The 13,055-nt window shown below is 70.1% G+C and carries 9 protein-coding genes and 1 pseudogene; 7 read left to right on the forward strand and 3 right to left on the reverse strand.

Features of this window, described 5'->3' with window-relative positions; genetic code table 11:
- Positions 1-4 precede the first annotated feature (4 nt).
- Entirely contained in the window at positions 5-1,456 is a 1,452-nt protein-coding gene (locus tag ACIBJC_RS26580; protein WP_399296807.1) for a condensation domain-containing protein, read from the reverse strand.
- Positions 1,456-3,036, reverse strand: a complete 1,581-nt coding sequence (locus ACIBJC_RS26585) for a hypothetical protein (protein WP_399296553.1) — start codon at positions 3,034-3,036, stop codon at positions 1,456-1,458. Before ACIBJC_RS26585 ends, ACIBJC_RS26580 begins: the two co-directional genes overlap by 1 nt.
- Before the next feature lie 665 nt (positions 3,037-3,701).
- On the opposite strand from ACIBJC_RS26585, the pseudogene ACIBJC_RS26590 reads away from it, so the two are divergent.
- A pseudogene (locus ACIBJC_RS26590) lies at positions 3,702-4,802 on the forward strand (polysaccharide lyase family 1 protein); the annotation flags it as partial.
- On the opposite strand, the gene ACIBJC_RS26595 reads toward ACIBJC_RS26590, so the two are convergent.
- Positions 4,802-5,749 carry a MerR family transcriptional regulator gene (locus tag ACIBJC_RS26595; RefSeq protein WP_399296555.1) on the reverse strand — a complete coding sequence of 316 codons (948 nt, stop codon included), beginning with the start codon at positions 5,747-5,749 and terminating at the stop codon, positions 4,802-4,804. The pseudogene ACIBJC_RS26590 and the gene ACIBJC_RS26595 sit on opposite strands and share 1 nt — an antisense overlap.
- A gap of 97 nt (positions 5,750-5,846) precedes the next feature.
- Here ACIBJC_RS26595 and ACIBJC_RS26600 point away from each other — a divergent pair, with 97 nt between their 5' ends.
- The 6 genes from ACIBJC_RS26600 (at position 5,847) to ACIBJC_RS26625 (ending at position 12,899) form a co-directional block, all read left to right on the forward strand.
- Positions 5,847-7,604 carry an alpha/beta fold hydrolase gene (locus ACIBJC_RS26600; RefSeq protein ID WP_399296557.1) on the forward strand — a complete coding sequence of 586 codons (1,758 nt, stop codon included), beginning with the start codon at positions 5,847-5,849 and terminating at the stop codon, positions 7,602-7,604.
- A 181-nt stretch (positions 7,605-7,785) separates the two neighbouring features.
- On the forward strand, positions 7,786-8,565 hold the full coding sequence (gene uppS / locus ACIBJC_RS26605; RefSeq protein ID WP_399296559.1) for a polyprenyl diphosphate synthase: 780 nt from the start codon (positions 7,786-7,788) through the stop codon (positions 8,563-8,565).
- Complete coding sequence (locus ACIBJC_RS26610) at positions 8,562-10,085, forward strand: oxygenase MpaB family protein (RefSeq protein WP_399296561.1); 1,524 nt, start codon at positions 8,562-8,564, stop codon at positions 10,083-10,085. The genes uppS and ACIBJC_RS26610 overlap by 4 nt, the downstream gene beginning before the upstream one ends.
- A 90-nt stretch (positions 10,086-10,175) precedes the next feature.
- A complete protein-coding gene (locus ACIBJC_RS26615; RefSeq protein ID WP_399296563.1) occupies positions 10,176-10,532 on the forward strand; it encodes a hypothetical protein in 357 nt (118 codons plus the stop codon).
- Positions 10,529-11,860, forward strand: a complete 1,332-nt coding sequence (locus ACIBJC_RS26620) for a hypothetical protein (protein WP_399296565.1) — start codon at positions 10,529-10,531, stop codon at positions 11,858-11,860. Before ACIBJC_RS26615 ends, ACIBJC_RS26620 begins: the two co-directional genes overlap by 4 nt.
- A 22-nt stretch (positions 11,861-11,882) precedes the next feature.
- Entirely contained in the window at positions 11,883-12,899 is a 1,017-nt protein-coding gene (locus ACIBJC_RS26625; RefSeq protein ID WP_399296567.1) for a hypothetical protein, read from the forward strand.
- Positions 12,900-13,055: the final 156 nt, after the last annotated feature.

Here is a 13,055-nt window from a genome sequence, read left to right on the forward strand (position 1 = left end):
GGACTCAGTCCCCCGTGGCCCGCACCCGGTACTCACCGCTCCGGGCGATCTCGCGCAGCACGTCCCGCAGCCGCTCCAGGAAGCGCGGCACGTTCTCCCGGGCCGCCGCCGTGTCCGGGTAGGTGACCTTCACATATGTACGGTCCCAGAGGCGGTTCACCCAGATCGGCACGTCCGTGCTGGTCCCGGGCCCGGCCAGACCGTGGCAGTTCGCCTCCGCCCAGTCCTTCGAACCGGGCGCGTGGCGCAGGTCGATGTACGACACCATGGGCAGCACGGCCCCGGCGCCCGGCTGCACGGCGAGCCCCGGCACCAGCTCCGCGACCCGCACGGGGGAGACCCCGGCCAGCTCGCGGGCGCGCGCGAAGGCGGTCCGGGCACCCGCCAGGACGTCGGCGAGCCCGAGGTCGGTGTCCACCGCCTCGGTGTCGGCCGTCGGCTCGGTGTCGTCCGGGGCGACCGGGAACTGAACCGGCACCAGATTGATGAACCACCCCTGGGACAGCAGCCAGCGCGGCTCGTCCCTGGTGTGGACGACGGAGAGCGCGCGGTACGTACGGTGCCCGCCCAGCTCGTACCCGCTGATGCCGAGCGCCCCGAGCACCCCGGCGGAGAACCCGGCGCCATGCGTCCGGCAGACCTTGGCGAAGGCGTCCGTCTCGGCGGCGTCGAGCAGATCCACGGAGAGTGAGAGCTTGGGGTACGTCGCGCCCGGCTCGGTGCCCAGGTCCAGCGGGAAGGTGGGGGGCGGCCCGGCGAGGAAGAACTCCAGCCAGCGGCGCACCTCGGGCGAGTCGGCCGTCAGCAGCGCGGACCGCTCGCGCTCCAGGGCGCAGAAGTCGACGTAACTGCCGGCCGGGGGCAGCTCAGCGACCGTCCCGGCGACCTCCGCCTCGTACAGCGCGCGCAGTTCACTGAAGACGAGCAGCGCGGAGAGACCGTCGCTGTGGCAGTGGTCGACGGCGTAGTAGACGGTCGAGACATCGTCCCGCACCACCGAACCCACCACGAAGGGCGGCCAGTTGAGCGGGTCCGTACCGGTGTCGAAGAGCTCCAGCAGCCAGTCGCGGATCGCGTCGGGGGAGTCGTACGGGCCGAGCGACGCGGCCTCCACCGCGACGGCGGACGGATCGACGACCTGCCGCACCATCTCCCCACCGTCCGCACCCTCCTGGAGGGAGAACCAGGTGAGCAGCGTCGGATGCCGCAGCACCCACCGGTTCAGCGCGGCGGCCATGGCGTCGGTGTCCAGCCGCCCCGGCACGTCGTACATGATCCCGACCCACGCGGACTGGGCCCGGCCCGCCGCACGGTTCGCGAGCAGCCGCCGTACGTGGTTCTCCTGGACGTACGAGAGCGGCGCGGGCGAGACGGCCGAGGGCGCCTGGTCGGCGCCGGGCACCTGAAAGCGCACCAACTCGCCCGGCGCGGGCGAGAGTTCGAGAAGGGGTGTCATCAACACGGGGCGGGCTCCTGCTGCCGGGCGGGCACGAGGTCCCGCAGAAGAACGTCTTTCACATCGGCCGGTTCGCCGGGCGGACCCCCACCGGCGACACGGTTCATCAGCCGTCCGGTCCCGGCGACGAGGCGGGAGACGGCGAGCCGGGCGTGCTCGGTGGCGGGGTGGCGGAAACTCAGGTACACGCCTTCGTACGTGCGGTTGATCCACAGGTAGACCTCGTCGGGGTCGACGCAGCGGCTGCGCAGCGCCGCCGCCTTCCACGCACCCCACTGGCGCGCGCCCGGCGTCCTGCGCATGTCCATGTACGACACGACGAACCGTGGGCGCAGCGGCGTCCCGAGCAGTTCGGAGACCCGGGGGAACGGTATCGCCGCCATCTCGCCGGCCCCGTCGAGCGCGGCGGACGCGGCGGGCAGCAGGTCGGCGAAGGCGTCGTCGCCGCGTACGGCGAAACGCAGCGGCGCCAGCCCGACGTACCAGCCGACGGAGTACGCCCACCGCGCGTCGCTGCGCGTGTGGAACGGGGTGAGAGCCCGGAACTCGCCCTGGCCCCGCGGGTCCCGGCCTCTATCGGTGCCCACGTCCAGGTCCCGGCTCGCGAGCGCGAGGCAGGCGAGGACACCGGTGAGGAAGTTGCCGCCGTGGTCGCGGCAGGCGCTCTGGAAGGCGCCGGCGGTGGAGGCGTCCAGGAGCCAGTCGCACCCGCCGATCTGCTCCCCCACGGCGTCGGCCGGCCGATCCGAAGGGGCAGGCCCGCTCAAGGCGCCCCGACCGCTCAAGGCGCTGCCGACCGTGCCGGGAAATTCAGGCAGCCGACCACCCCCGGAGCCAAGGAATTCACGCCACCTCACCACGGCGTCGTGCTCGTCGTGCACGAGCGCCGCGTATTCACGTTCGGTGTCGGCGAAGTCCAGATAACTTCCGACCTCGGTGAGCGCGGACGGAGTTCCGGAGGAGACCGCCGCATACAGCTCACGTATTTCGTGCGCGATGAGCAGGATGGAATATCCGTCCACATTGGAGTGGTCGAAGCCGAGATACAGCGTGAGACCACCGGCGTGCTCAACGGTGGCGAACACGAATGACGGCCAGGCGAGCGGATCGGTCTCCGCGTCGAACACATCCTCAATACGGGAGGCGAGCAGCTTCCCCGACTCGAAGTCCCCCTCGACACCGCGCCGCAGCGACACACCCCCGGCCGGCAGGGTGACACGCCGCAGCCCTCCGTCGTCCGACTCCTCCGCCTCGTCCGACCCGTCCACCTCGTCCGCCGGTACGAGCCGGCTGCGCAGCGACTCGTGCCGGTCGATCCACGCGAGCAGCGCCCCCTCCAGCACCCCCGCATCGGCCCCCGGCATCTCAAAAGCGCTGGCCAGCCAGGCAGGAGCCCGCTCCGCACCCCGCCCGCCCGCCAACGCCCCGGCGATATGGGCCTCCTGCACATACGAGGCGGCCCGCCCATCGGCCACCCACCCCGCACCCCCCACCCCCACCGGCGCACCCCGCGGCACGGCCCGCCAGACGGTGAGCAGCCCCGGCGTTACATCCAACTCGTCCATACTCGTGAATTTCACGTGCCTGCCTTGCGCTCAATTCGTGCGTGTGGGGGTGAGCGTGGTGAATGAGCTGTTTCCCCGCTATTCCATCGGGGTTTCATTCCGCTCCGCGGCCGGGTGAGGCCTTCGCCACTCGGCGCCCGGCGGACAGCGGTGGCCATCGGCGCGTGACGGGATCGTGGCCGGATTCCGTCGGTGACGAATGCTACGCAGATTCGAGCCGTCGCTGCAACAGCGCAAATGTCAGGTATTCGCAGGTCGTTGGCGGTAGCGGCACATCGGCGGCACATTGTTTTCACCTCTGTGTCACGTGAGTTACCGGATCCACTTTTCGGTGAAGTTCGTGCCGTTCTCCTCACGCCTCCACCCGCGGAGGGGGCGGCGGGTCGTACTCCGGTCACGTCCGTTCCGTGGACGTCCGAAGCCTTGCCGACCCGGCGGGAGGCGCCCTACCCTCACGGTTGGAAAGCGCTTTCTCCCGCCTGGTGCGCAGAAATGTCATGGGCATGGCATATGACGCATGGCGTGGGCGTGACGCGCCCTGGCATGCATCTGCGCTCGGTTCGGGACGAACGGCGAACCACGAACGGCGAACCACGAACGGCGAACCACGAACGACGAACCACGAACGACGAACCGCGAACCACGAATGAGGAGAGACAGGTATGACAGACATGGCGGATATGGCGAAACGAGTCGCACCACGATTCCGCGCGGCCCTGGTCACGGTGGCCCTCGCGGCCGTGACCGGTGCGGTGGTGTCGGTGCCCTCGGCGTCGGCCGCGGTCGGTGCTGCCACCGGCTACGCGACCCAGAACGGGGGGACCACCGGCGGGGCCGGCGGGCAGACCGTACGGGCCACCACGGGGACCGCGATCCATCAGGCCCTGTGCGGCCGGGCCAGCAGCAGTACCCCGATCACCATCGAGGTCGAGGGGACCATCAACCACGGCAACACCAGCAAGGTGTCGGGCGCCAGTTGCAACACGGCCGCCGGTCTGATCGAGCTCAAGCAGATCAGCAACGTCACGATCTTAGGTGTCGGCAGCGGTGCCGTCTTCGATCAACTGGGCATCCACATCCGGGAGTCCAGCAACATCATCATCCAGAACGTGACCGTACGGAACGTCAAGAAGTCCGGCTCGCCCACGTCCAACGGGGGTGACGCCATCGGCATGGAGCGGAACGTCCGCAACGTATGGGTCGATCACGCCACCCTGGAGGCGTCGGGCGGGGAGTCGGAGGGGTTCGACGGCCTCTTCGACATGAAGGACAACACCCAGTACGTGACCCTGTCCTACAGCGTCCTGCGCAACTCCGGCCGCGGCGGGCTCGTCGGGTCCAGCGAGAGCGAGCTGTCGAACAGCTTCATCACGTACCACCACAACCGGTACGAGAACATCGACTCCCGCACGCCCCTGCTGCGCGGCGGCGTCGCCCACATGTACAACAACCACTACGTGAAGCTCAACGAGTCCGGCATCAACTCCCGGGCCGGGGCCCGGGCCAAGGTGGACAACAACTACTTCGAGGACTCCAAGGACGTCCTCGGCACCTTCTACACCGACACGGTCGGTTACTGGCAGGTCGGCGGCAACACGTTCGACAACGTCACCTGGTCCACCCCCGGCAGCGAGAACAAACCCGCCGGGCCCAACCCGCAGTCCACCACCACGGTCAGCATCCCGTACTCCTACAGCCTTGACAGGGCGGCCTGCGTACCGAACATCGTGAGCCGGACCGCGGGCGCCGGCAAGGGGCTACAGGTGTCGGACGGTAGCTGCTAGGTCACGACCACCGGTTCCGTGCCGAGGGCGGCGCGCAGCCACTCCTGGGCGGCGCCGAGGGTCGGTTCGAGAGGGCCGGACAGTTCGCCGCTGAGTGCCCAGTAGCGGTCGAGTACGGGATCGGCGGTCACCGTGAGCAGGACGCGGAGCCGCTGCCGGAAGACCGGGGTGTCCCGCGCGTGGTACGTACGGGCGTGGGCGGCGACGAAGCAGTCGAGCGCGTCGCCCGCGTACGGCCGCCGCCGCGCCCGCAGTTCCGCCGAGGCCAGCTCGAACGCCTCGCCGAGCCCCTCGAAGAGCACGGCGGGACGCACCTCGTCGTCGGTCCTGCCGCACATGGTCCGGCCGGTCGGGGAGCGCCAGTGGTCGACGGGGGGCCTGGCGTCGGAGACGAGCGCGTGCAGCCGGGCGAAGACCAGGACCTGGGCGGGCGTCGGATCCACGGGAGGCTGCGGAACCGCCGCGTCCACGATCGAGGCGCGCAGCCCGGCCGGCAGCCGCGCGGGCAGTTCGCGGCGCCAGAAGCGGGCCAGCGCGGTCGTGCTGGGCGGCGTGGTCACGGCGCCGACGAGGCGCAGCCGTTCGGCACGTTCCCCGGCGGTGCAGTCCCGGAGCGACTGGAGCGCGGCCTCCTGCCAGCGCAGCGCGGCCAGCCGCGAGCCGACCTCCCGCAGCCGCGCGGCGACGGCGTCCTCCAGCGCGGCTTCCTTCAACGCGGCGTCCTCCCCGAGGACCCGGCCCACGTCGGGGACCGGCAGGTCGAGGGAGCGCAGTGAGCGGATCAGCCGGAGCCGGTCGAGCGCCTCGGGGCCGTACCTGCGGTGGCCCCCGGAGCTGCGGGCGGCCTCGGGCAGCAGACCGCGGTCGGAGTAGAAGCGGACGGTCTTGACGGTGACGCCCGCGCGCCGGGCCAGCTCCCCGATGCTCCATGTGCCGTCATCCACGGCTTGAACCTCCCTCAGGGGGAGTTCCTACGGTACCGGCGTACGAGATCGGTGTACGAGCCGATGCGGGCTGATACGGATCGAAGGAGCGGTGGTCATGACGGCGTTCGTGCTGGTGTCGGGCAGCCATACCGGCGGCTGGGTGTGGCGGGAGGTGACCGCCCTGCTCCGGGCGGCGGGATCGGAGGTGTACGCGGCGACGCTCACGGGCATGGGCGACCGCCGGCATCTCGCGGGCCCGGACACGGACCTGGAGACGCACATCCAGGATGTGGTGAACCTGATCGACACCATCCCCCCGGCCGATCCCGCGGACCCCACCGCTCCAGGGGATGTGGTGCTGGTGGGCCACTGCTACGGCATCCACCCGGTGCTCGGCGCGGCGGACCGGCGTACGGAGCGGGTCGCCCGGATCGTCCACCTCGACGCGGGCCTGCCCCAGAACGGCGACACGGCGCTCGCGCTCGCCCCCGACCAGGCGATCCGCGACCGGCTGGCGGCGGAAGAACGCGACCGGAGTGACGGAAAGGACGGGAGCGGTGACGGGGACGGCCGACTGATCCCCCCGCCGCCGCTCGACGAGCCGGAGCGCTGGGGCGGTACGGCCGGCATCCCCGAGGCCGCGCTCGAACGGCTGGCCCGGCACGCCGCGCCCCAGCCGCTGGGCACGCTCACCCAGCCGCTCCGCCTGCCGAACGCGGACGCGCTCGCCGCGCTGCCGACGACCGGGATCTTCTGCACGGCCAACGGGTCGGGCATCGCCCTGGTCGAGATGCTGGTCGGGACCGGACAGCCGCGCTTCCAGGCGCTGGCTCAGCCCTGGGTGGGCTTCTTCGAGCTGGACACCGGCCACTGGCCGATGCTCTCGGCCCCCGACGAGCTGGCCGGCGTACTCCTGCGGGCAGCGGCGGACGAGGGGCGCCGGGTGACGGCGGAGAAGCGCGAACGCCCCGCGCACCTGGGCCCCTTCCTCCTGGACGTACCGGATGTGCCGGATGTGCCGGAGGCGGCCGACGTACCGGAGGACGTGTCGGAGGGTGCGTCGGAGTCCGCGTCGGAGGGCGCGTCGCACGGGGGCCAGGAGAGAACGGAACACGCCACGCTCTACTTCCCCCGAACCCCGCACCCCCGCCCGGCGGTCGTCTTCGTCCACGGCGGCCCGCTCCCCGCCGACACCCGCCCCACCCCGCGCGACTGGCCGGTCTTCACCGGTTACGGGCGGTACGTGGCGAGCCTGGGAGCCGTCGGCGTCACGGTGGACCACCGCCTGCACGGGCTGACCGCGTACGCCCGCGCCGCCGAGGACATCGCCACGGCGGTCGAGCGCGTACGGGCCGATCCGCGCGTCGACGGGGAGCGCGTCGCCCTGTGGTTCTTCTCCGGCGGCGGACTGCTGCTGGCGGACTGGCTCGCTGCGCCGCCGCCGTGGCTGCGGTGCGTGGCGGCGACGTACCCCGTCCTCGCGCCGCTCCCCGGCTGGGGGCTGGTGGAGCCGCGCTTCCGCCCCGCGGCGAAGGTCGGCTCCGCCGGGGGGCTGCCGATCGTTCTGACCAGGGTGGGACGGGAGCGCCCGGAGATCGCGGCGACGGTCGAGGAGTTCCTGACCGCGGCCGGGGCCGCGGCCCGGGGCGGGGGCGGCGGGGCGCGGGTGGAGGTGATCGACGTACCGCTCGCCCACCACGGTTTCGAGACCGCCGACCACGGCGCCGACCCGGAGGCGGCCGAGCAGGCGCGGCACGCGGTGGAACGCGCGGCGCGGTCGGTTCTGACCCATCTGACCCAGGTGGCGGCGGACCCGGGGACGCCGTCCACCACATGCGGCGTCCTCTCCGTCGGCAACGACCTGGTCCCGTAGAAGTCACGCAATCGGACTGGCGTACTGCGGGTGAATACGACGAGATGGCGATGTGCCCGGGGCGGGGGACCGGCACTCTGCTGAGTGCTGAGGTGTCCGTCCGGTTGACGCCTCAAGGGCCCCGGAGCGGGCCGGTGCGAGGCGGAGGGGGACTGTTGTCACGGCAGCCGGGGGCGCATCCATGACGGCCGACCGAGCCGACGGCACGTCCGCCGCCCCGTCGCCGGCCCCCGGGGAGCCCCGAGGGGTTCCGCGTCACGTCGCGTGCGTGATGGACGGGAACGGCCGGTGGGCGGCGCGGCGGTCCCTGCCGCGTACGGCGGGCCACCGGGCGGCCGAGACCACGGTGATCGACGTCATCGAGGCGGCGCGGACGGCGGGCGTGGAGTGGCTGAGCCTGTACGCGTTCTCCACCGAGAACTGGCAACGCCCCAGCAGCGAGGTCGACTTCCTCATGCGCCTGGTGCGCCGCGTCGTACGCAAACACGCCGCGCTGCTGCACGCGCGCGGCATCCGCTGCCGCTTCCTCGGCGTGGCGGACCCGAGGATCCCCGTACCGCTGGCCAGGGACTTCGCCGACCTGATGACGCTGACGAGCACGAACCGGGGCATGACGCTGACCGTGGCGTTCGACCACGGCGGACGCGGGGACATCGTCGAGGCGGCACGCTCCCTCATCCGCAGCGGGGTGCCGGCCGACGCCGTCGACGAGCGGCGCTTCGCCGCCCATCTGCCCTTTCCCGACACGCCCGATGTGGACCTCGTCATCCGGACCTCCGGTGAACAGCGCATCTCCAACTTCATGCTCTGGCAGGTGGCCTACGCCGAGTGGACCTTCCCGCAGGTGCTCTGGCCCGACTTCCGCGCGCCGCACTTCCTGGAGTGCCTGCACGCCTACCGGCAGCGCGATCGCCGTTTCGGCGGCGTGACGCCGTACACGAACGGAGAACCTCACCCGTGACGGACCCAAGCGCCGGCCCTCCCGGAGCCCCCCACGACAACAGCACCGCCACCCCCACTCCCACCCCCACTCCCACCCCACCGACCGCCGACACACCGCCCGGCTCCCTCTTCGGCCCGGACTCCCAGTTCCACCGCTTCTTCAACGATCCGCGCTGGGCACTGGCCGTGGTCAGGGCCACGGTGCTGGAAGCCGCCCACCCGCGGATCGGCGCGGCCCTGACCGACAACTCGACGTTCGTGGCGCACCCGTGGCGACGGCTGCGCAACACCCTCTTCAGCCTCCAGCGCATGTTCGGCGCCGACGAGAACGAGCGGCAGCGGGAGGCGGCGCGCCTCAACCGCCTGCACGCCCGGCTGAGCGGTACGGACGCCCGGAACCGTCCCTACGACGCGATGGACCCCGCGCTCCGTGCCTGGGTGGTCGCGACGCTCTTCGAGAGCTCCGTCACCATGTGCCGACTGAGCGGCCAACCGCTCGACCCGGCCACCATGGAACGCCTCTACGCCGAATTCCAGCATTTCCTGGCGGCGTTGGGGGACAGCGAAGGGCATCTTCCGCCCACACTCCAGGAGTTCTGGCCGTACTACGACTGTGTGGTCGAGGAGGAACTGGAGAACACGGAGGCGCTGCGCGTCATCCTCTACCAGCTCTTCGACCACCTTCCGGCACCGGCCCTGCTGGAGGGCCTGCCCACGGTGTGGGCGGCGGGCCGCGCGCTCGCGGGCCCGGTCATCGGCGCCGTCACCGTGGCGTCCCTCCCCGAGCCGTTCCGGCGCCGGGCGGGCCTGCCCGAAGTCCCCGGCGCCCGGACGCTGATGCAAAGCGCCTACATGGCCGCGGGCCTGGCCCGCTTCCTGCCCGACCACTGGATCAGGACCGAGAACCTCGTCGGTCTGCTGGACCTCTCCTCCGCGGACACGGAGGCCGCCAGAACCGCCGCACTCGCCGCCCTGCGCGGCCGGATGGACCAGGCCGGCGCCCTGTTCCGCCTGGTCACCCCGTTCCCCGTACAGCACGCTCCCGCCGAGGACACCGGGACGCGGCGGAGCGCCGACGCGTTCTTCACCGAGGTCCTGGACCAGACCGGCAACGGATACCTGGACTGGCCCGATCTCGCCGCCATGGCCCGGGAGTTGTCGACCCGCCTGGACCTGGCCGAACCGGAGGAGACCAGGCTCTACCAGGCGTACGCCGCGTGGTGGAAGGAACTCCAGGCAGCCCTGGACACCGACGGCGACGGCCGCATCAGCAAGGAGGAATACGCCGCGGCCACCCCCTCCCTGGCCGGCCCCGCACTGATCAGGGTCGCCGAAGTACTCTTCGACGTCACCGACGCGAACGGCAACGGATTCATCGACGCGGCCGAGTACCGAACCCTGTTCCGGACCGCCTTCCGACGCACGATGCCCGAGGCCGACGCGCGATACACCCGCGGCGCCTTCGTGAAGGACTTCCTCACCTTCATGTCGGGCCGCCGCCGCTCCACCCCCTACGACCCCCTGCTCGTGGACGCGTAGGCCGCCGTACGTCTGCCCTGTGCGGCCTGTCGCCCTGCGGACGATCGACTACCGTCGTGACCTCCCGAACGGCGGCAGGGGAAGGAAGACATGGGCGACACGGGCAAGGTCCTGGACATCTCCACCCAGGACTTGAAGAGGGCGGCACCGACGTTCCAGGAGCAGAGCGAGGCTCTCGGGAATGCGGCGAAGGCGCTCAAAGAGTCGCTGGCCGCACTGGGTTCCCCATGGGGGGACGACGAGCAGGGCGCGAAGTTCGGAGACGCGTACACGCCGAAGCGTAAGGAGATCGAGAGAGGGGTCGGCATTCTCACGCTCGGTCTGATGAGCATCCACGCTGCCATGGTCGACATGGCCGACGGCCACGTGGACAACGACGAACTCATCGAAGGCATGTTCACCAAGGGGGCGATGCCCGGCGCGGACGGGGGCAAGGGCGCCCGGTGAGCGCTGAGGACATCGCCAAGGACCTTCTGATGAAGGCCGGCATGTGGTGGCCGGACGCGAACTCCGGCACCCTGCGATCGGCTGCGAAGGCATGGCGGACCTTCGCCGAAGCGGTGGACGATGTCATCGGTCCGGTGAACGGCAAAGCCGGTTCGATCATCCTCCACAACAAGGGCGAGGCGATCGATGCGTTCGAGGTGTTCTGGGCCCGCTACCACAAGAGCGAAGGCGTGGGGTGGCTGGACGACACGGCCGCGGCCGCCCGAGCCATGGCCAAGGCGCTCGAAGAATTCGCCGACGCCGTCGATGACGCCATTGAGCAACTGTGGATCGAGATAGGCATCGGAGCCACGGTCATCGCCGCCGGCGTGGGACTCGCGGTGTTCACCTTCGGCGCGTCCACGGCGGCCTCCGCCGCCGCGACCGCGACCATCATCGAAGTCGCCGCCGGGCTCGGCCTCACGGTGTCCACCACCGTCGCCACCATCACCGCGACCACTTTGACCGGCATCGCCTTCGGCGCGATCGAGGGCATCACCATCGACCTCGCCGTCGCACAGCCGCTGAGGATGGCCACGGGTCTCCAGGACGGCTTCAGCCTCGACTCGGTGGAACAGGCAGGCATCTACGGCGGCGCGTTCGGTGGCGCTTTCGGGGGTGCGGCCGGTGCGGGACGTGTCGCAGGCGAGGTGGGAGGATTCCGTAACCTTTACGGGCAGGACATCCCCATCGGAATCGCGAATCCGAATCTTGCGGGGCTCGGGCGGGGCCCCCTCGTGCTCGACGACATGGGGAAACGACGCACCTGGGATCTGTTCCGGAGCGAGGACTCGAAAACTCCACTTCCGCCGAAGGTTCCGGGCGATCACGCACTCATATCAGGAGATCCAGTTTACTTCGGCAAGCGGGTCACGACCATCGGATACGACGAACGTACGTTGGGAAATACGCAACGCGTCGCGCGTGTCCCCGGAAAGCATGATGTCGTTATTCACGGTACGAACCAGGGTGTGTTCTTGCCTGGCCGGGTGAACAGTTCGGGAAAGATCCTCATGGATTTCGAGGTGCATCCGAATCATATTTCGGATGCCGTCCGCAGTAACCCGAACTACGGCGGTGGCCCGGTCCGCCTGATCTCGTGTCACTCCGGCTACGCGGCGCCGAACTCCGTGGAACTTCCGCTCGCCCAGAGCGTGGCCAATGACCTGGGGGTGCCTGTCATGGCGCCGACCAACAAGGTGGGGACGTCTGCCGGGCTCGGCATGGAACAGACGCCCGAAATCGGTAACAATGGATATTGGCGTACGTTCCTGCCGATGGCCAACTGACAGAACGAGCAACGGAGACGCAATGATCAAGCGAATCGGGTTCTATCGAGAGTTCGAGTCGCAGGACCCTGATGCCTCGGCTCCGTCCATTCATGACGCCGTTCGGCCCCATGCGCTGTACGACGAGTCGCGGATTCTGGAATACATGTCGTCAGGTGTCGAAATCTTCAGCACCATGGGGGCGGATCGCGATGTGATTGCCTCTGACGAATGGATTCCCGGGGCCGGATCGCTCGTCACCGACGGCACCTGGCTGTGGCCTGTCGAACTCCAGCATTATGTTCATCGATATCATGTGGAACTGCCGGAAGATTTTCTGACGGATGTTCGCGGTTCGCATTACACCGTTCCCGTGGTGTCGTCCGTGCGCGCCGGAGAGATCGTGCGGGAGGTCTTCGGCCCGTCCGCCTTTCGTGCGGACGAGAACGGTGCGCAGGGTGCGGGAGGTTTCTTCGCCTGGTATCTGTCGGATCTGAATGCGCAGAGCTGGGGCCGACTGCTGGGAGCCTTGAAGTCCGCCGGGCTGAACACCCGTCATCGCCTTACCGGCGACATGGTCCTCTCCCGTACCGACGTGGGTGGTGAGTGCCTCCGGCCCGTGGAGAACGCGCCCGACCTGGCCGCGCTCCTGGCGGACCCCGGTGACGGAGAGGTCGCACTCCACCTGTGGTTCGCTTCGGACACCTATACGGTCGTTCGGGTACGTCGGCTGGATGGCGCCACGACAGCGGTGGTGCACGACCTCGCCGGCCTGATGGAGCCGGAGCGCGAGCAGGTGGTGGCGGCACTGGTGCGAGCGCTGCACCCCTTCCGCGATGACTGCCAGGGTTTCGTTCTCGACCGTGCGGGACGCAGTTCCCGCGGCACCTGGGACACGCTGATTCTCGACCACGCCTGGCCGTCCGAGCCTTTCCCGGACAGTGTCGCGGTCGATGCGAACCGGGGTGCCCAGCCGCCGGCGTCCGACATCGTGACGTGCACCGCGTACGGACACCTGACGGTGTTCAACAAGAGTCGGACGGACGATTCCCGGGCGTAGGGCGCTGCCCGGACAGCGCGGCCGGAGCTACCCTCTGGTTCCGGTGTGCTCCCCCGAAAGGCCCTAGGTGGCCGGGCTCACCCCCGTGAAACCCGGCCCCTGTCTGGGAGTTCACGTACACCCCAAGGAGCGGAGACGCTTGGCCAGCGCGTGAAC

The organism is Streptomyces sp. NPDC050509 (genome assembly GCF_044457965.1).
In the GTDB taxonomy this organism is placed as follows: Bacteria; Actinomycetota; Actinomycetes; order Streptomycetales; family Streptomycetaceae; genus Streptomyces.

What these genes read in the sequence shown, in the direction of transcription:
- ACIBJC_RS26580 (WP_399296807.1), bottom strand. Translation starts at nt 1,456, where the DNA reads ATGACACCCCTTCTCGAACTCTCGCCCGCGCCGGGCGAGTTGGTGCGC.
- ACIBJC_RS26600 (WP_399296557.1), top strand. Translation starts at nt 5,847, where the DNA reads ATGACGGCGTTCGTGCTGGTGTCGGGCAGCCATACCGGCGGCTGGGTG.
- uppS (WP_399296559.1), top strand. Translation starts at nt 7,786, where the DNA reads ATGACGGCCGACCGAGCCGACGGCACGTCCGCCGCCCCGTCGCCGGCC.
- ACIBJC_RS26615 (WP_399296563.1), top strand. Translation starts at nt 10,176, where the DNA reads ATGGGCGACACGGGCAAGGTCCTGGACATCTCCACCCAGGACTTGAAG.
- ACIBJC_RS26625 (WP_399296567.1), top strand. Translation starts at nt 11,883, where the DNA reads ATGATCAAGCGAATCGGGTTCTATCGAGAGTTCGAGTCGCAGGACCCT.